The sequence below is a fragment of the Streptomyces sp. NPDC051677 genome, from assembly GCF_044453465.1.
Lineage (GTDB): Bacteria > Actinomycetota > Actinomycetes > Streptomycetales > Streptomycetaceae > Streptomyces.
In genome coordinates, this window is the sequence record NZ_JBITCT010000013.1 from 97,782 (window position 1) to 116,348 (window position 18,567).

The 18,567-nt window shown below is 70.5% G+C and carries 15 protein-coding genes and 1 tRNA gene; 10 read left to right on the forward strand and 6 right to left on the reverse strand.

Going from position 1 to position 18,567, the window contains the following annotated elements:
• Positions 1-15: 15 nt before the first annotated feature.
• From ACIBAF_RS17590 to ACIBAF_RS17605, 4 genes are all read right to left on the reverse strand, one after another.
• On the reverse strand, positions 16-900 hold the full coding sequence (locus ACIBAF_RS17590) for a cellulose-binding protein (protein WP_399464120.1): 885 nt from the start codon (positions 898-900) through the stop codon (positions 16-18).
• A gap of 226 nt (positions 901-1,126) precedes the next feature.
• The gene (locus tag ACIBAF_RS17595; RefSeq protein ID WP_399464121.1) at positions 1,127-1,741 is read right to left on the reverse strand and encodes a dihydrofolate reductase family protein; all 615 of its coding nucleotides are present in this window, start codon (positions 1,739-1,741) and stop codon (positions 1,127-1,129) included.
• Positions 1,742-1,856: 115 nt separating this feature from the next.
• Entirely contained in the window at positions 1,857-4,694 is a 2,838-nt protein-coding gene (locus ACIBAF_RS17600; protein WP_399464122.1) for an SUKH-4 family immunity protein, read from the reverse strand.
• 8 nt (positions 4,695-4,702) lie between these two features.
• Positions 4,703-5,755 (reverse strand): SMI1/KNR4 family protein, encoded by a 1,053-nt coding sequence (locus ACIBAF_RS17605; RefSeq protein WP_399464232.1) that lies wholly within the window; start codon positions 5,753-5,755, stop codon positions 4,703-4,705.
• 299 nt (positions 5,756-6,054) lie between these two features.
• On the opposite strand from ACIBAF_RS17605, the gene ACIBAF_RS17610 reads away from it, so the two are divergent.
• Both ACIBAF_RS17610 and ACIBAF_RS17615 read left to right on the forward strand, forming a co-directional pair.
• Positions 6,055-6,657, forward strand: a complete 603-nt coding sequence (locus tag ACIBAF_RS17610; RefSeq protein WP_399464123.1) for a YwqJ-related putative deaminase — start codon at positions 6,055-6,057, stop codon at positions 6,655-6,657.
• A gap of 157 nt (positions 6,658-6,814) precedes the next feature.
• Positions 6,815-7,309 carry an SUKH-3 domain-containing protein gene (locus tag ACIBAF_RS17615; protein ID WP_399464124.1) on the forward strand — a complete coding sequence of 165 codons (495 nt, stop codon included), beginning with the start codon at positions 6,815-6,817 and terminating at the stop codon, positions 7,307-7,309.
• An 80-nt stretch (positions 7,310-7,389) separates the two neighbouring features.
• On the opposite strand, the gene ACIBAF_RS17620 is transcribed toward ACIBAF_RS17615, so the two are convergent.
• Positions 7,390-8,682, reverse strand: coding sequence for a sensor histidine kinase (locus ACIBAF_RS17620; RefSeq protein WP_399464125.1), 1,293 nt, complete (start codon positions 8,680-8,682; stop codon positions 7,390-7,392).
• 166 nt (positions 8,683-8,848) lie between these two features.
• Between ACIBAF_RS17620 and ACIBAF_RS17625 the strand changes: the two genes are divergently transcribed.
• The 8 genes from ACIBAF_RS17625 to ACIBAF_RS17660 all read left to right on the forward strand — a co-directional run bounded on the left by ACIBAF_RS17625 (position 8,849) and on the right by ACIBAF_RS17660 (position 15,521).
• Positions 8,849-9,709, forward strand: a complete 861-nt coding sequence (locus ACIBAF_RS17625; RefSeq protein WP_399464126.1) for a hypothetical protein — start codon at positions 8,849-8,851, stop codon at positions 9,707-9,709.
• 14 nt (positions 9,710-9,723) lie between these two features.
• Positions 9,724-9,795, forward strand: a tRNA-Gln gene (locus ACIBAF_RS17630).
• A 112-nt stretch (positions 9,796-9,907) separates the two neighbouring features.
• A complete protein-coding gene (glmU, locus tag ACIBAF_RS17635; protein ID WP_399464127.1) occupies positions 9,908-11,356 on the forward strand; it encodes a bifunctional UDP-N-acetylglucosamine diphosphorylase/glucosamine-1-phosphate N-acetyltransferase GlmU in 1,449 nt (482 codons plus the stop codon).
• Between the two features lie 134 nt (positions 11,357-11,490).
• Positions 11,491-12,465: a ribose-phosphate diphosphokinase gene (locus tag ACIBAF_RS17640; RefSeq protein ID WP_399464128.1), complete on the forward strand. Its 975-nt coding sequence runs from the start codon at positions 11,491-11,493 to the stop codon at positions 12,463-12,465.
• 245 nt (positions 12,466-12,710) lie between these two features.
• On the forward strand, positions 12,711-13,304 hold the full coding sequence (locus tag ACIBAF_RS17645) for a 50S ribosomal protein L25/general stress protein Ctc (RefSeq protein WP_399464129.1): 594 nt from the start codon (positions 12,711-12,713) through the stop codon (positions 13,302-13,304).
• A 72-nt stretch (positions 13,305-13,376) separates the two neighbouring features.
• Positions 13,377-13,979: an aminoacyl-tRNA hydrolase gene (pth, locus tag ACIBAF_RS17650; protein WP_361705866.1), complete on the forward strand. Its 603-nt coding sequence runs from the start codon at positions 13,377-13,379 to the stop codon at positions 13,977-13,979.
• A gap of 273 nt (positions 13,980-14,252) precedes the next feature.
• Positions 14,253-14,675 carry a hypothetical protein gene (locus tag ACIBAF_RS17655; RefSeq protein ID WP_399464233.1) on the forward strand — a complete coding sequence of 141 codons (423 nt, stop codon included), beginning with the start codon at positions 14,253-14,255 and terminating at the stop codon, positions 14,673-14,675.
• Positions 14,676-14,810: 135 nt separating this feature from the next.
• Complete coding sequence (locus ACIBAF_RS17660) at positions 14,811-15,521, forward strand: LPXTG cell wall anchor domain-containing protein (RefSeq protein ID WP_399464130.1); 711 nt, start codon at positions 14,811-14,813, stop codon at positions 15,519-15,521.
• Between the two features lie 75 nt (positions 15,522-15,596).
• On the opposite strand, the gene ppc is transcribed toward ACIBAF_RS17660, so the two are convergent.
• Positions 15,597-18,338 carry a phosphoenolpyruvate carboxylase gene (ppc, locus tag ACIBAF_RS17665; protein WP_399464131.1) on the reverse strand — a complete coding sequence of 914 codons (2,742 nt, stop codon included), beginning with the start codon at positions 18,336-18,338 and terminating at the stop codon, positions 15,597-15,599.
• Positions 18,339-18,567 lie beyond the last annotated feature (229 nt).

Genomic DNA, 18,567 nt, shown 5'->3' on the forward strand with positions numbered 1-18,567 from the left:
GCCGGGGGACACGCCCTAGTCCACCGCGCGCCCGGTGAGGGCGGTGAGGCTGTTGCGGACGTGGTCCATGTGGGCCTGGACGTCGTCCCAGCGCTCGCTGTGCTCGCGCAGCACCCGCTCGGTGTCCCGCGCGGTGCGTTCCTCCTGGGCACGCGCCTCGGCGAGGATCTCGGCGGCACGCGCGTGTGCCTCCTCCTGAAGCCGCCGGACCGACTCCTCGGCCTCGGCGAACGCCTGCTTCGCATCGGACAGCACCGCCTCGGCGCCGGTCACCGCCCGGGCGTGCTGCGCGTCGAGGGCCGCGGCCCGCTCGGCCGCCTCGCGCTCCGCCGCCGTCCACGTCTCCGCGTGCTCCTTGTCCTGCTCGGCGAGCATGCCGGCGGTGCGCTGCCGCACCTCGCGCAGCGCGCCCAGCGCCTCGCCGCGGCACTCCTTCACCTCACGCCGGGCGCCGATCCGGACCTCGTCGGCCTCGGCGCGCGCCGCTAGCAGCCGCTGCCGGGCGCGGTCCTCGGCCTCCGCGCGGAGCGCGTCCGCCTCCTCCTGCGCCGCCCGGCGCACATCGAGGGCGCGCGCCTCGGCGTCCGCTACCTTCTCGGCTGCTTCACGCCGCGCGTTGTCGCGAACGTCCGCGGCCTCCTCCAGCGCGAGCTGGAGAATGCGCTGTGCGCGCTCCCCGAGGGAGTCGTACGTCTGCGGCGCGAGCCGGGTCACGACCTCGCGCAACCACTCGGCCTCCTCCTCCATCTCCCGGGCGAGCACCGTGAGCCGGGCGGCCCGCTCCCACGCGGCGTCCCGGTCGGCGCAGAGCGCGACGGTGAACGCCTCGACCTGTTCGGGCCGGTAACCGCGCCCGCGAACGGTCACGAACCCCGGCGCCGACCCCGATGCGCTGCTCATCCTGGAACCCCTCGCCACCCGACGGACACGACGTGATGAAGACGATGATGTCGCGCATATCTTGATGTATCGGGCGTAAGTGTTCATAACGCGACACTCCGCGCACATGTCACGGTCAGCAGTGAACACAAAGGGGGCGACCGCAAAGTGGGGCGACCGCAAAGGGGGCGACCGCAAAGGGGTCGTGAAACAGAAGCGGTCGTGCACACGGACGGTGACTGGGGCGTCAGAGGACGTCGTAGGTCAGATGCGTCGCGGTCGAGGTCGCGGTCACGCTCCGCTGCACCAGCGTGCGCGGCACCCCGCCCGTGAACAGTGGCGTCCCGGCGCCCAGCACCACGGGCGCGAGGTGCAGCGTCAGCGCGTCGACCAGACCGGCGTCGAACGCCGAGCGGATCGTCGCGCCGCCGCCCATGAGGACGACGTCCAGGTCCTTGCCGACGGCCGACGACGCCGCCTCGGCACGCTCACGCGCGGCGGCGACGGCGTCGGCCAGACCGGTGGTGACGAACGTCCAGTCGAGACCGGTCAGCCGCACCGCCTTGGGCGGCGAGCTCGTCACGACGACGAACGCGGGCTTGCCGACCTCGCCGGCGCCGTAGCCGGTCGTGTCGTCCCAGCCGTGCGGCCCGTCGACCACGTCGAAGAGCCGACGGCCGAGGACGACGGCGCCCGAGCGGGCGGTCCCCTCGCGCAGATACCGGCGGTCGTCGGGGTCGTCGGAGAACGCCCAGGTGTGCAGGGCCTCGCCACCGGCGCCCAGACCGTTGTCCGGCCCGGGGTCGGGCCCGGTGACGAAGCCGTCGAGGGAAACCGAGATGTCAGCGATGATGCGAGTCATACCAAGGCAGACCCCATCCACCGCCCGAAGTCATCGCTCACGTTCGACCGGGCCCCCGGTTGGGCGCCCTTCCTCGTAGACGCCCTTCCTCATATCTGTCAGCGGAGCGCGCGCCTTACAGCAGGCCGTCCCACATCTGCTCCAGCAGCACCGACCACCAGCTTTCCGGCGAACCGAGCGCCGCCGGGTCCAGCGAGGCCAGCTGGGCCTGGAAGTCGACGGTCCAGCGGCCCGCCTGCTCCTGGTTCAGACCGAACCGCAGCCGCCACATCCGCCCCAGCAGCGCCAGGCAGCGCGCGAACTCCGGCAGCCCGGTGTTCACGAACTGCGGCGGCACGGGCACACCGCCCGGCCCCGCCTCCACCGGCACCGCGACGATGTTCGCCGTCCCGTACTGCACACAGATCGCCTTGCCGAAGTCGCTGCCCATGACGAGGTACGAGCCCGCGTCCGAGGCCGGCTGCACCCCCCGCTCCGCCGCCAGCTCCGCCAGCGTCGGCACCGGCCGGCCCGGCTGGGCCTGCGCCCAGAAGAACGGCCCCATGTCGCCCGGCAGACCCGCCACCACCAGCGTGTGCGCCACGACCGGCGGCACGCCCTGCCGGGACACCGCGGCCTGCTCGAACCGGAACACCGACGGCCCGAACACCGCCGCCAGCTCCTGCCCGATCGCCTCCGGCGGAACCGGCGGCGCCGGCGCAACCGCGGGCAACGGCGCACGAACGGGCGCCGGGCGGGCAGGCCCGTCCGCCACCTGATGCAACTCGCCCTGGTGCACCAGCAGTTGCTGCATCCCCTGCTGCCGGCTCGCATGATCCGTGCCGTACGGCGCGATGCTCGTGATCCGCGCCTGCGGCCACTGCTCCCGGATCATCCGCGCACAGTACGCACCCGGCAGCTCGCACGACTCCAACTCCGTGTGCAGCTCCAGCACCTGGTCCGGCGGCACGTTCATCGCCCGCAGCTCGTGGAAGATCTGCCACTCCGGGTGCGGCGTCCCCGGCGCCGAACGCCGGATCAGCTGCTGCTCCGACCCGTCGTGCGCGCGATAACGCAGCACGGCCTGATAACCGGGACCGACCGTGGGCAATCCCTGCTGCTGCGGATACCCGTAGCCAGGCGCCTGCCCCGGCAACGGCCCACCACCTGGCACGGGCCCACCCGGCGGAGGCATCACGCCCGGCGGAGGCATGGGGGGCTGAGCGCCGGGAGCCATGCCGGGGGCGCCCGGGAATCCGGGTGCGCCAGGAGCGCCGGGGGCACCAGGGCCGCCCGGTGCGCCGGGGCCGCCCTGCGGGGGACCGGCCAGCATGGTCTGCGCGTGGTGAACGGCACCCTGCGCGCCCCCCGCGGAGCCGTGAGCGCCGGGAGCCATGCCGGGCACACCCGGCGTGCCCGGAGCACCAGGGGCGCCAGGGGCACCCGGGACCTGCTGCGCACCGGGGACGCCCGGAGCAGCCGGCGCGCCCGGGGCACCCGGCATACCCGGGGCGCCCGGAACACCAGGAGCGCCGGGAGCACCCGGAGGGCCAGGCGGCTGGGGCGCGCCCTGCGCCCCGGGCGGGCCCATCCGACCGGGATCGGCAAGCATCGTCGCGGCGTGGTGAACGCCGCCGGGCGGCGTACCGCCGGGCGGATTCGGCCCGGCGGCGGGCGGGTTCGGCGCGCCGGGAGGCTGCGGCGCGTTCCCCGCACCCCCTGCACCAGGCCCCGCCGGCCCTGCCGGTCCGGCCGGTCCCGCCGGGCCCTCGGGGCCCAGGGCCGACACCAGCTGCGTGGGCACGTACCCGCCCGCCGGGGCGCCGGGCGCACCCGGCCCGGACGGGGGAGGCGGCGGCGTGTTGCCCGGCCGCGCGCCCGGCGTTCCCGGCGCACCCGGAGGAGGCGGCGGCGCCGCTCCTGTCCCACGGTTACGACGCGGAGGCGGCGCCGCCTTGCTGGTCGCGGCGTCGGCGATGTCACCGGCGTTCGGCGCGAGCGGCCGAGCAGGCGCAGCCGGACCGCCCTGAGGCGCCGGGGCGCCGGCGCCCTGCGGATAGCCGTATGACGACGCACCAGGCGACGGAGGCTGCGACGGCGGCGCACCCTGTGTCCCCTGCGACCCCTGTGCACCGTGTAGCCCACGCGACCCCTGTGCACCCTGCGAGCCGGGCGCGGCCGGGTCGTCGAGCGCCGGTGCGACCGCCGTGGGCGGCAGCTGGCTGCCGCCCGACATCAGGGCCGTCTTGGCGTCCGGCGCGGCCGTCGGCGGCGCCGGCTCCTCGTCGGAACCGCTCAACGGCGGCGCGAACACGGTCGCGGGCAGCGGTACGGAACGGTCGTCACCGGCGTCGCCGTTGGTGTCCGTCCCCGCCCACGGCGTCGCCCCGGCGGGAGCGGCGGGCGCCGTCGGCGCAGGAGCCGGCGTACCCGCCTGCGTCTGACGAAGCGAGGGATCACCGCCTGCGGGCACAGCACCAGGCACACCGCCAGGCACACCGCCAGGCACACCACCGGCCGCACCCGCAGACCCACCTTGGGAACCGGCACCCGAAGCAGCACCCGAAGCAGCCCCGGAACCGGCCTGCCGCTGGTCCGCGATCCCCAGCTTGTCCGCCGCCTCCTGCAACCACTCCGGCGGCGACAACAAGAACGACGTCTGATTCAGGTCCACCCGCGCCGCAGGCGCCGGCACCGCGTCGGCGGGCTCCGGCGAGCGGCCGTACTCCTCCTCGTACCGGCGGATCACCTCACCCACCGCGACCGCGGGCCACAACGTGGCCTCCCCGCTGTCCCGGGCGATCACCAGCCGCTGCGCACCCCCGTCCGAACGCGGGCCCTCCGCACGGTCCTCGGCCCACACCACGAACCCGAGTTCGAACTCCCGCACCCGCACCTCACGGTGCTGGTACGCCGGCACATCCCCGTTGATCCACTCTTCGGCGCGCTCCTGCGCCTGCGCGAACGTCACCATCGCTCAGCTCACTCCCCCACCGAAGACGCAGAAGCCGCAGAAGCCGCAGAAGCCGCAGAAGCCGCAGAAGCCCCGGAAGACGCCGCGGCCGCCGGCACCGCCCGCGCGAAACCGCCGTCCACCATCAGATTCGCCACCGTCTCCAACTCCGGCGGATTACCGGCCAAACGCGACAGGAAGACGTCGAAGTCCTCACCGCACGGCAGCAACAACCGCTCCATCCGCTCCGCCGGCGACCACCCCGGATCCACGTCCCGTACATCGTCGTACGCGCAGAACCACACCGAACCGGCCCGCTCGCCCCGCACCTTCACGGCCAGCAGGCCGCCCTGCACGAAACCGACGCCCAGATAGTCCTTCGTCAGATGATCACGCAGACACTTGTTCACATACACCAGGTCGTTGACGGCCGCCTCGTCCCGCACCGTGAAGAACGGCTGGTCCACCAGCAACCCCAGCTCCGCGTCCAACGCCGCGCCCACCGGCGCACAACCGCCCGCCGCCTTCACGAACGACCGGTACGCCCCCGGCAGCCGATACCCCAGGTCCTCCTCGACCCCCTGCACCTGCTGCTCCGTCACCGCCACACCCGACTTCGGCAGTCCGAAATGCGCCGGGCGCGTCTCCTGCAACGGCCGCGTCCCCCGCTTCGACTGGTCCACCGCCGCCGTCGACACGCCACCGTGATGCCGCAGCAAGGCCTTCACCTCGACCGGAACCAGCTCCAGCCGCCGCGAACCCACCACGTGATGCCACGTCCAGCCATGCGGCGTCGCCACCGCCGACACCGTGTCCCACAGCTCGTGCCCCGACGCCGCCAGCGCCGCGTTCGCCGACACATAGTCCGTCAACCGCAGCTCGTCCACGCCGAAACCCTCCGGCGGATCCGCGATCTCCGCGACCGCCCGCGCGTACGGCGAGAAATCCGGGTAGCCCCGCTCGTCCACCCGCACGCCCCTCGGGTGCCGTGCCGCCCGGACCGGATCCGGGAAATGCACGACCTGCCCGGCATAGGCCGCGTTCGGCGGCGCGGCTTGCTGCCCGAGCCGACCTGTCGTCATGGCGGTTGCCCCCTGCGGCACTCTGTACGGACCGCAGCGGCCGGTTCCGCTTCCGGTCCCGAACCACCACACCCCGTATCGACTGTCTCCAACAATCTCCAACGCGCGTCAACCGCGCGCATCGCGGTGCCGACAGCCTATGCGGTACGACGACAGCGGTCACCGGGCCTCCGCTTCCGTGACCAGCCGTCACCCCGCCGTGACAGCCAGCCCAAACCCGGGCGTGTCGCACCGCCCCAGCTTCCGCACCCGCCACGCCATTTGGCACTCTGTGACGTCCGGGGGATGCACGGGAGGGGATGACGATCATGAACACGACACAGACGGGGCCGCACACCGGCAGGACCGACAACCTGCACCACGGCAACACCGGCGACCCGCACACCGGCCACCCAGGCCACACCGGACCGCACCCCGGCCCCGGCGGCGACCCCCGCATCGGCTGGTCCGCCACCGAAGCCCCCCACGCCCCCGCCCTGCGCCACCGCCGCGACGGCATACTCCCCACCATCGCCGCCGCCCTCTCCGTCCGCGGCGCCGCCACCCTCACCGGCACCGCCGCCCGCGGCGACCAGCCCCCACCCCTGCACCCCCTCGTCCAGGACTTCCTCGACACCCTCACCAGCGCCCAACGCGACCGCTTCACCGGCCGCTGCGCCGAAGCGCTCCTCATCTCCCGCCACATCGCCGCCGCCGACGCCGCCCGCAGCAGACGCGCCGCCCGCAGACCCATGACCAACGGCGAAGCCCGCAAGACCCTCAAACAAGCCAAACTCACCACCCGCCGCATCCGCGAGGACGGCGACCCCCTCCACGGCAGCTTCGCCACCCCCTGCCGCGCCTGCACCGCCCTCAGCGCCCACTTCGGCGTCCGCATCGTCGACCCCGCCACCGACGACTAGAACCGACCGAACAAGGCAGCCCAGCACCCCTGCACCCCTGCACCCCTGCACCCCTGCACCCCAGAACCCTCAGCCCCCAAGTACCCCAACACCCCCACGCTCCGCTCCACGGCCTCACCCCGGGCCGCGCACCACCAGCACGACGAACGAAGGGCAGATGCACCCCGACCGCACCTCCACCACCCGCTTCCCCGTCCCCGTCGACGCCGCCCTGCGCGCCGCCGGCTGGCAACCCGGACGCTGGGACATCAAACAAGCCGAGATCTGGGCCGACACCCTCCGCGACCACATCTCACCCGCCGGCCACCGCCACGCGGTCTTCCCCGCCGCCGTAGAAGCCTGGGCCGAATTCGGCGGGCTCACCATCGCCCCCACCGGACCCGGCCGCCAGGTCGCCCCCACCACCGTCCACCTCGACCCCCTCCACGGCCTCCACCTCGCCCGCACCCTCGCCGACCTCGGCCGCGCCCTCGACACCGACGTAGCCCCCCTCGGCACCGAGACCGACGCCCACTCCCTCCTCGCCATCGACGCCGCAGGCCGCGTCTACGCCCTCGACCACACCGGCGACTGGTACCTCGGCCCCGACATCGACCAGGCCCTCGGAGCCCTCACCGCCGGCATCGAACCCGTACGCCTCACCGCCGGCTGACCCCACACCCCCCGCCGGCACCACCACGGCCGACACCGCCACGGCCAGGACCACCACGGCCAGGACCACCCCGACCCGGGCTACCCGGCCGGAATCACCGCCGACACCCGGAAACCCCCCGCCTCCGTCGGCCCCGACACAAACACCCCGCCCAACGCCACCACCCGCTCCTTCATCCCCACCAGCCCATTACCCCCCGACGGCAACCGCGCCGCCGACGCCGACCCCGCCTCCGCCGGCGGACCGTTCTCCACCTGCATCGCGATCTCCGCCACCCGATGCGCCAACCGCACATGCGTCTTCGCACCCGCCGCATGCTTGTGAACGTTCGTCAACGCCTCCTGCACCACCCGATACGCCGTCTGCTCCACCTCCGGCGCATACGACCGCACCTCCCCCTCCACCGACAGCTCCACGACCATCCCCGCAGCCGCCGACTGCCCCACCAACTCCTCCAACTCCTCCAGACAAGGCCCCTCCCCCTCCTCCACCACAGCCCCGGCAACCTCCACCGCCACCAACGGCACGGACGCCGACGCCGACCGCTCCCCCGAGCCACCGCTGCGCAACACCCCGAGCATCTCCCGCAACTCCGTCAACGCCTGCCGCCCCATGTCACCCACCAGGGCCGCATTCCGCACCGCCTTCTCAGGATCCTTCCGCGCAACAGCCTGCAACGCCGCGGCATGCACCACCATCAGGCTCACCCGATGCGCGACCACGTCGTGCATCTCCCGCGCGATCCGCGTCCGCTCCTCGCCGCGCGCCCACTCCGCCCGCTCCTCCGCCCGCTCCGCGAGCAACTGCAACTCCCGCTCCAGGCTGTCCGCCCGCTCCCGCAGACTCTCCATGAGCCGCCGCCGAGCACCCACGTACAGCCCCAGCAGCAGAGGCGGCGCGGTGAGCCCCAGCGACGTCGTGATGGCGGCGAACGGAACGAACCAGTCCCCCAGCGTCAAAGACCCCCGGTCCATGCTCTGCCGCACCTGCACGAACGTCACGATCAACGTGCCCACCAACTGCATCCCCGCCAACGAGGCGATGATCCGCCGAGGCAGCTCGGACGCGGCGAGCGTGTACAGCCCCACGATCCCCATCAGGAAACCCATCTGGGCCGGCGTGATCGCGATCGCCACCAACACCACAGCGATGGGCCACTTCCGCCGCACCACCAACACCGACCCGGCGAGCAACCCGAAAACGACCCCCACCGCCACCGGGATCCCCGCGTCCCGCGCGAACGGCACCCCCTCCGCCACACACTCCACGGCGGACACGAGCCCCAGGCTCCAGTCGAACGCCGCACTACGCCATCTGGTCCACCACCACGGCCCTCCCCGGGCCGCCGTGTCCTCATCCCCCGTCGTGGTCATGCCCCCAGCCTACGTTCGAGCCCCCCGGCTTTTCCGGCGACTTTCCCCGACTGGCCTACACCACACGCCGTGACCGAACGGCATCGAAACCCACCGGTATCCCTCGAACTGCTGAACCAGGCCCGTTCGACCCCGGAATCAGCCATTCCGCCCGGACGGTATGCGTATGACACATGCAGCTGGCAAGTACGCGGACTTCGAGGGGTTGCGGGAGCAGGCGGTAGCGCTGCGTCACGAGGGACTCAGCCGACGACAGATCCGCGACCGCCTCCACGTCGACAACAACGACATCCTCAACCGGCTTCTGGAGGGCGAGCCCCCTCCGGACTGGACGAAGCGCCCGAACGCGAAGGACGACCTCCGGGACAAGGCACGGGAGCTGCGGCTCCAGGGCTGGACGTACGACCAGATCCAGGTGGAACTGGGCTGCTCGAAGAGCTCGATCTCGCTGTGGGTACGGGATCTGCCGAAGCCGGAGCGGCGTGACGCGGCTGAGCAGGCAAAGCTGGCGGCACGGAAGCGCTGGGAGCATGAGGGTGCGATCCGCGACGCCGAGCGTACGGAAACGAAGGCGGCTGCGGCACGCGAGATCGGTGTCATGACCGACCGCGAGTTGTTCATGGCAGGCGTGGCTCTGTACTGGGCCGAAGGCTCTAAGGACAAGCCCTACGACCGGCGCGAGAGCGTCATCTTCGTCAACAGCGATCCCGGAGTCATCGAGCTCTACCTCGCCTGGCTGGACCTGCTCGGCGTAGCTCGTGAGCGCCTTCGATTCACAGTGATGATTCACGAGACCGCCGATGTCACCGGTGCCGAGCAGTACTGGGCAGACCTCGCCGGGGCCGATCGTTCGGCCTTCTACAAGACGACCCTCAAGAAGCACAACCCCAAGACGGTCCGCAAGAACGTCGGCGACTCCTATAGGGGTTGCCTGGTCATCAGAGTCCTCAAGGGAGCCGATTTGTACCGTCGCATCGAGGGGTGGTGGTCTGGCATGGTGGTGGAGGCCAAGCGGCGAACCGCGTAGGCTGCCCTCAGTAATCCCCCGTGGTGTAATCGGCAACACACGTCACTTTGGATGATGTATTTCAGGTTCGAGTCCTGGCGGGGGAGCCTGGTTCGGGTCCTGACCTAGCAAGGTCAGGACCCGCTCTCATGTCCCCCCAGAAACGCCCCGGTATCCTTCGGATGTCCCACCTCACTCCACAGCCGAAGGGCAACTTCCGTGAGCGCCATTCGCCCGGCAGCCGTCGTCGTACTCGCAGCGGGTGAGGGCACCCGTATGAAGTCGGCCATACCGAAGGTTCTCCACGAGATCTGCGGCCGCAGCCTCGTGGGCCATGTGCTGGCCGCCGCCCGCGAACTGGACCCCGAGAACCTGGTCGTCGTCGTGGGGCACGCCCGCGAGAAGGTCACCGCGCACCTCGCCGAGGTCGACGCCGCCGTGCGCACCGCCGTGCAGGAGGAGCAGAACGGCACCGGGCACGCCGTCCGGATGGGTCTTGAGCAGCTCGGTGGGAGCGTGGACGGGACGGTCGTGGTCGTCTGCGGCGACACCCCGCTCCTGACCGGCGCGACCCTCGCGCAGCTCGCCGCGACGCATCACGCGGACGGCAACGCGGTCACCGTGCTGACGGCGGAGGTGCCGGACGCGACCGGGTACGGGCGGATCGTGCGGGACGACGCCTCGGGCGCCGTCACCGCGATCGTCGAGCACAAGGACGCGTCCGCGGCCGTGCTGGCGATCCGTGAGATCAACTCCGGGGTGTTCGCGTTCGACGGGGCGCTCCTAGCCGACGCGTTGAAGAAGGTGCGGACGGACAACAGTCAGGGTGAGGAGTATCTGACCGATGTCCTCGGGATACTCCGCGAGGCCGGTCACCGCGTCGGTGCGTCCGTCGCCGCCGATCACCGTGAGATCGCCGGCATCAACAACCGGGTGCAGTTGAGCGAGGCCCGTCGGATTCTGAACGACCGGCTGCTGACCGCCGCCATGCTGTCCGGTGTCACCGTGGTCGACCCGGCCACGACCTGGGTCGATGTGACCGTGACGTTCGAGCAGGACGCCGTCGTCCACCCGGGTACGCAGCTGCACGGGTCCACGCACATCGGCGAGGGTGCGGAGGTCGGTCCCAACAGCCGGTTGAAGAACACGGTCGTCGGGGCGGGAGCCCGGGTCGACAACACCGTTTCGGACAGTGCGCGCGTCGGGCCGAACGCGAGCGTCGGGCCGTTTGCCTACCTGCGTCCCGGTACCCGTCTCGCGGCGAAGGGCAAGATCGGCACGTTCGTGGAGACGAAGAACGCCTCCATCGGCGAGGGGACGAAGATTCCGCATCTGTCCTATGTCGGTGACGCGACGATCGGCGAGTACAGCAACATCGGTGCGGCGAGCGTGTTCGTGAACTACGACGGGGAGAGCAAGCATCACACCACCGTCGGCTCGCACTGTAAGACGGGTTCGGACAACATGTTTGTGGCGCCTGTCACGGTCGGGGACGGCGCGTACACCGCCGCCGGGTCCGTGATCACGAAGGATGTGCCGCCCGGTTCGCTGGCTGTGGCCCGTGGTCAGCAGCGGAATATCGAGGGTTGGGTGGCTCGTAAGCGTCCGGGCAGCGCGGCGGCGAAGGCTGCGGAGGCGGCCTCTCGCCAGGAGGAAAGCGAGAGCTGACCGGAAACGGGTGCGTCGAACACGGCGTACCGTGATAAGTGCACATCCGCACCCCACCAGCTGAGACGTCCGCGTCGCGCCCAGTGGCGTGGTCTCTCGACACCCAGCTGAGACACCTCTGAGGAGACAGTGCTGTGACCGGGATCAAGACGACCGGCGAGAAGAAGATGATGTTCTTCTCCGGCCGCGCCCACCCCGAGCTTGCCGAGGAGGTCGCCCACCAGCTGGGTGTCGGGGTCGTCCCGACGAAGGCCTTCGATTTCGCCAATGGTGAGATCTATGTTCGTTATCAGGAGTCGGCGCGTGGTGCGGACTGTTTCCTGATCCAGAGCCACACGGCTCCGATCAACAAGTGGATCATGGAGCAGTTGATCATGATCGATGCGTTGAAGCGGGCTTCGGCGCGTTCGATCACGGTGATCGTGCCGTTCTACGGCTATGCGCGTCAGGACAAGAAGCACCGTGGTCGTGAGCCGATCTCGGCTCGTCTGATCGCGGACATGATGAAGACGGCGGGTGCGGACCGGATCCTGACGGTGGATCTGCACACGGACCAGATCCAGGGTTTCTTCGACGGCCCGGTGGACCACCTCTTCGCGCTGCCCCTGCTCGCGGACTACGTGGGCAGCAAGGTGGACCGTGCGAAGCTGACCGTGGTGTCGCCGGACGCGGGTCGTGTGCGGGTGGCGGACCGTTGGTGCGACCGGCTGGGCGCGCCGCTGGCGATCGTGCACAAGCGGCGTGACAAGGACGTGGCGAACCAGGTGACCGTCCACGAGGTGGTGGGTGAGGTCAAGGGTCGGGTGTGTGTCCTGGTCGACGACATGATCGACACGGGTGGCACGATCTGTGCGGCGGCCGACGCGCTGTTCGCGCACGGTGCGGAGGACGTCATCGTGACGGCGACGCATGGTGTGTTGTCGGGTCCGGCGGCGGATCGGCTGAAGAACTCGAAGGTGAGTGAGTTCATCTTCACGAACACGCTGCCGACTCCGGGTGAGCTGGAGCTGGACAAGATCACGGTGTTGTCGATCGCGCCGACGATCGCGAGTGCGGTGCGTGAGGTGTTCGAGGACGGTTCGGTGACGAGTCTGTTCGACGAGCAGTAGGGGTCGGTCGGCCGCTGAGGCTGATCGATTTTTCTGTGGCCTCCCTGGCCGAGTACACTGCTGCAGTTGCTCGGCGAGGGAGGCCGTCTCCGTTTCCGTTCCGGAAGGTTCGGGGTTCGGGGATGCGGCTGTCCGTTATCGACGCGCTCTTCGTAGCAGGCCGTTCGTTGGCCGGGTGACCTCCCCACTCTCGACTCCGCTCGGGCGGGGGGACCCCCATCGTTCTAGTTCTACGAGGAGTGATCATGTCCGAGGTCAAGATCTCCGCCGAGACCCGCAGCGAGTTCGGCAAGGGTGCGGCGCGTCGTATCCGCCGTGACAGCAAGGTTCCCGGTGTTCTCTACGGTCACGGTTCCGACCCGCTGCACCTCACGCTTCCGGGCCACGAGCTGCTGCTCGCGCTGCGTACGCCGAACGTCCTGATCTCGCTGGACATCGACGGCAAGACCAACGAGCTGGCGATCCCGAAGTCCGTGCAGCGTGACCCGATCAAGGGTTTCCTGGAGCACGTCGACCTGCAGCTGGTCAAGCGCGGCGAGACGGTCACGGTCGAGATCCCGGTGCACGCCGAGGGTGAGCTGGCGGCGGGTGGCAACCTGCTGGAGCACGTCCTGAACGCGCTTCCGGTCGAGGCCGAGGCCACGCACATCCCCGAGGCCGTCACCGTGTCGGTGGAGGGTCTGGAGGCCGGCGCGTCGGTTCTCGCCAAGGACATCACCCTGCCGAAGGGCACCAAGCTGGCCGTCGACGGCGAGACGGTCGTCCTGCAGGTCCTGGCGGCTCAGGCGGAGGAGGCCCCGGAGGGCGAGTCCGAGGGCGAAGAGTCCGCCGAGGCCTGAGCCTAGGGCTTCAGTCGTTCTGTCAGCCGCCGTTCTCTTCGGGGAACGGCGGCTGGCGCGTATCGAGGAGACATGGACGTGACGACCGACGCCAATGCCCCCTGGTTGATCGTGGGCCTCGGCAATCCTGGTCCGGAGTACGCCATGAACCGGCACAACGTCGGGTTCATGGTGGCCGATCTGCTGGCCGAGCGGATCGGGGGGAGGTTCAAGCGGGCGGGCAAGGCGCAGGCGCAGGTCGTCGAGGGCCGGATCGGTCCGCCGGGGACGGGGAGCCGGCGGGTGGTGCTGGCGAAGCCGATGTCGTTCATGAACCTGTCGGGTGGTCCGGTGAACGCGCTGCGGGACTTCTACAAGGTGCCGGTGGCGAACATCGTGGCGGTGCATGACGAGCTGGACATCGACTACGGGGTGCTGCGGCTGAAGCTGGGCGGCGGGGACAACGGGCACAACGGGTTGAAGTCGATGACGAAGGCGATGGGCGCGGAGTACCACCGGGTGCGGTTCGGGATCGGGCGGCCGCCGGGGCGGATGCAGGTGGCGGACTTCGTGCTGAAGGACTTCTCGTCCGCGGAGCGCAAGGAGCTGGACTACTTCGTGGACCGGGCGGCGGACGCGGTGGAGGCTTTGGTGCTGGAGGGGTTGGAGCGGGCGCAAAGCACGTACAACTCCTGACTTGTCGCCCACCGAGGTTGACGGTTGCTTCGGGCATGGCCAATGATCCCGGCCATGCCTGCCACAGCAGCCTCGTCCCACCGCCGTCGGGGTTCGTCCCGTAAGCACTCGGTCAAGGGGTCCGTCTCGGCCGGGGGCTCGGTGCGAGGCAGCGTCTCGGGCCCTGGCGCGGGCTCCGGTTCGGGTTCGGGTTCGGGTTCGGGTTCGAACTCCGGTTCCAGCTCGGCTTCGGTGGCCGCGTCGCGGTTCGGGCGGTTCGGGCGGCTTGCGGCGATGGGCACGGTCGCGGTGCTGATCCTGGTCGCGGGGGTGTGGGGTTCCTGGGGGTCCGCTCAGCACGTGATGCTGACGAAGGGCCGGGAGCAGGGCACGGTCGAGGTGACGCGGTGCGGCGAGGACACGTGTGTGGGGCCGTACACGCCGTTGTCGGCGGGATCGACGGCACGCGCGCGCGTGGTGCTGGAGAAGTCGGTGGCCGTACGCAAGGGGCGGACGTACACGGTGGTGCTCAAGCCGGACAGTGATGAGGCGGTGCGTTCGGGGCCCGCGGGGATCTTGTTCGCGTGGGTGCCGTTGGGCGGGGCGCTGCTGCTGGCGTCGGTGGTGGTGGCCGGCGGTCTGGGGCGGGCCCGGGCCGGGTGGGTGCTTGCGGGGTCGGGGGTGGCGTTGTTGACGGCGGCTTTCATGACGATTTGATCGTGTTCGGCGTTCTGTTTTGCTGTAGGGCGACCACCTGTTGCCCGTTTGTGATTGACCGAGGGTCAGTGTTGGCAGGAAGCTGAGCCGCCCCCTCCACATCTTCCGTTTCATCACTCGAAGATGGACTGCCTCATGCGTACCTCCTCCCGCGTCGGCGCCCTGGCCGCCGTCGCTGCTGTCGCGGTGTTCGCCGCGCCCATCGCCGCCCATGCCGCCCCGCCGGGGGACAACGGCGATGTGAAGATCCACAAGTCGACGACGAACGAGTTCGACGAGCGGAACGAGCCGCATGTCTGCTCGTTCTATCTGGACGCCTTCCACTTCGACGGTCTGGCGAAGGTGGACTGGCACATCGAGGCCTGGGCGCCGGACGCCGACTCCAAGGGCGAGACGGTCAAGAGCGGCTCGATCACCCTGGACGGCAAGGGCCACGGCCGTACCGAGGACCTGTCGTTGGCGGACGGGCACTTCAAGCTGTTCTGGAACTTCGAGGGCGAGAAGGGGGCCGCGAAGCACAAGGTGTTCTGGACGGGGTGCGGGGACGAGGAGGGCGGCGGCGGCTCGCCGTCCCCGTCTGCGTCCCCGTCTACGTCTGCGTCCGCGTCTGCGTCGCCGTCGAATTCGGCGTCCTCGTCCGCGTCTCCTTCGCCGAGCTCTTCGGTGTCGGCGTCGGCGGAGCCTTCGGGTTCCGCGGGGTCGACTCCGTCGTCGGCGGCCGGCCCGCAGGGCGGCGGCAAGCTCGCCGAGACGGGCAACGGTGCGCCGGTCGGCGCTCTGGCCGGTGTCGCGGCCGCGCTGCTCGGCGCGGGCGGTTACCTGGTGGTGCGGCGGCGCCGGGCCTGACGTACGGGATGGGCATGAGGGCGCCCCCGAGCTGGTTCGACGCTCGGGGGTGCCCTTCTGTCCTCGTGGCCGGCCTCAGCCGGTGTTGCGCAGGCCCGCGGCGACTCCGTTCACGGTGAGGAGCAGGGCGCGGGCGAGGAGCGGGTCGGGTTCGGCGCCGGCGGCTGCGGCGTCGCGCTGGCGCTTGAGCAGGGTGACCTGGAGGTAGGAGATGGGGTCGAGGTAGGCGTCGCGGATGGTGAAGGTCTGCTTGAGGACGGGGGTGGCGTCGAGCAGGTCCTTCTCGCCGGTGATCTTGAGGACTTCGGCGACGGTGCGGGCGTGTTCGGCCTTGATGGTGTCGAAGACGTGGCGGAGCTCGTCGGGGACGAGGGTGTCGACGTAGTGCTGGGCGATCCGCAGGTCGGTCTTGGCGAGGGTCATCTCGACGTTGGAGATGAAGTTCTGGAAGAAGTGCCACTGGTCGTGCATTTCGTCCAGGACGGTGTCGAGGCCGGCGTCGCGCAGTGCCTTGAGGCCGGAGCCGACGCCGTACCAGCCGGGGACGATCTGGCGGGACTGGGTCCAGCCGAAGACCCAGGGGATGGCGCGCAGGCCGTCGAGTCCGGCGCCGGAGTCGGGGCGGCGCGAGGGGCGGGAGCCGAGGTGGAGGTCGGCGAGCTGGTCGACGGGGGTGGAGGCGAAGAAGTAGGGCGGGAGGTCGGGGTCCTCGACGAGGGTGCGGTAGGCGGCGTGGGCGGCGTCGGAGACGACGTCCATGGCGGCGTCCCAGCGGGCGAGGGCCTCGTCGGACTGGCGGGGGGCGGTGTGCAGGGCGGAGGCCTGGAGGGTGGCGGCGACCGTGAGTTCCAGGTTCTCCCTGGCCAGGGAGGGGATGAGGTACTTGTCGGAGATGACCTCGCCCTGTTCGGTGACCTTGATCTCGCCTTCCAGGGTGCCCCAGGGCTGGGCGAGGATGGCGTCGTGGGAGGGGCCGCCGCCGCGGCCGACGGTGCCGCCGCGGCCGTGGAACAGCCTGAGGCGCACCCCGTAGCGGTGGGCCACGTCGCGCAGGCGTCGCTGGGCTCGGTGGATCTCCCACTGCGAGGTGGTGATGCCGCCGAACTTCGAGGAGTCGGAGTAGCCGAGCATGACCTCCTGGACGTCGCCGCGCAGCGCCACGAGGCGGCGGTACGACGGGTCGGAGAGCATGTCTTCGAGGATGGTGTCGGCGGCCTTGAGTTCGTCGGTGGTCTCCAGGAGCGGCACGATGCCGATCTTGGCCCAGCCGGCGTGGAGGTCGATGAGGCCGGCCTCGCGGGCCAGGACCGCTGCGGCGAACACGTCGTCCGCGCCCTGGCACATCGAGATGATGTACGACTCGATGACCTCGGGTCCGAAGACGGCGAGGGCTCGCTTGACGGTCCCGAACACGCCGAGGGTCTTCTCGCCGGCCGCGTCGACGGGTGCGGGGGTGGGGGCGAGGGGCCTGCGTGACCTGAGTTCCTTGGCGAGGAGCTTGGTGCGGTACTCGCGGGGCATGTCGGTGTAGCGCCAGGATTCCTCGCCGAGGCGGTCGAAGAGCTGGCCGAGGGCGTGGTGGTGGGCGTCGGCGTGTTCGCGGACGTCCATGGTGGCGAGCTGGAGGCCGAAGGCGGCGAGGGTGCGGATCGTGCGGTTCATGCGGCCGTCGGCGAACAGGGCTCCCTTGTGCTCGCGCAGGGAGGTCTGGATGAGGGTGAGGTCGCTCAGGAGTTCGCTGGTGCCGAGGTAGTCGTGGCCGGGGTCGTGCGGGGTGCCCTTGGCGAGGCGCTGCTTGGTGTTCTCCAGCTTCTGCCGGATGCAGGTGGCCTTGAGGCGGTAGGGCTCCTCGGCGTTGAGGCGCTTGTAGCGGGGGCTGATCTCGGGCAGTCGTTCCAGGTCGCCCTTGAGGGATTCGAGGAGTTCCTCGGTGGCTCCGGTGTAGCGGATGGAGTTGGAGAGGAAGCCGCGGAGTTCGTCGATCATCTCCACGGCGTCGTTGATGCCGTGTTCGTGCTGGAGGATGAGAACGTCCCAGGTCACGGCGGGGGTGACGTTGGGGTTGCCGTCGCGGTCGCCGCCGATCCAGGTGCCGAAGGTGAGGGGGCGGGTGTCGTCGGGGACCTTGACGCCGACGCGTTCCAGTTCAGCGGTCAGGTCTTCCAGGACGTCGCCGACGGCGTTCGCGTGGAGTTCGTCGAGGTAGTAGATGGCGTTGCGGGCCTCGTCGGCGGGCTCGGGGCGGACGACGCGGAGTTCGTCCGTCTGCCAGACGAGGTCGATGTTCTCGGCGAGGCGGGTGTCGTGGCGGCGGCGGTCGGCCTCGATGACGGGGGTCTCCAGGAGCGCGGCGATGCGCCGGAGCTTGTTGAGTACCGACCGGCGCGCGGCTTCGGTGGGGTGTGCCGTGAACACGGGGCGAACGTTCAGGTGGCGGACCGTCTGGTGGACGTGTTCGGGGTCGGCGTCCTTGAGGCGGTCGGCGGTGCGGGCGAGGAGTCCGCCCTCGGCGGCGCGGCGTTCGCGCAGTTCGCGGCCGCGGTGGACCTGTTCGGTGACGTTGGCGAGGTGGAAGTAGGTGGAGAAGGCGCGGACCAGCTTGGCCGCGGTCTCCAGTTCGATTCCACGCAGCAGCTCGGCGGCGGCTTCGCCGTCCTCTCGGGTGAGGCGGCGGACCTTTTCGACCAGGTCGAGGAGCTCGGGGCCCTCTTGCCGGACGAGGGTCTCGCCGAGGAGGTCGCCCAGTCGGCGGATGTCGGCGCGCAACTCGGCGCTGGTGGCCGTGTCGGTCTGGCCAAGGTCGTCGGCACTGCTCACAGGTGCGGCTCCTTGCAGTGTTGAAGCTCGTCCGGGAGGGAACTAAACAGAGCGGACGGCGCTGTCCGACCGTCTCCAAGGATAGTTCCCGGGAGGACGCGCAGGTTGGCGGGCTCTTGCCGCCGGGCAGCGCACTGCCATACTTACGATGCCGTAGGTTACGGAACCGTAGGAAACAGCCTTGGTTCCGGCGGTACGGCATCTCCCTCAATCCCAGACCCCCCAGGGG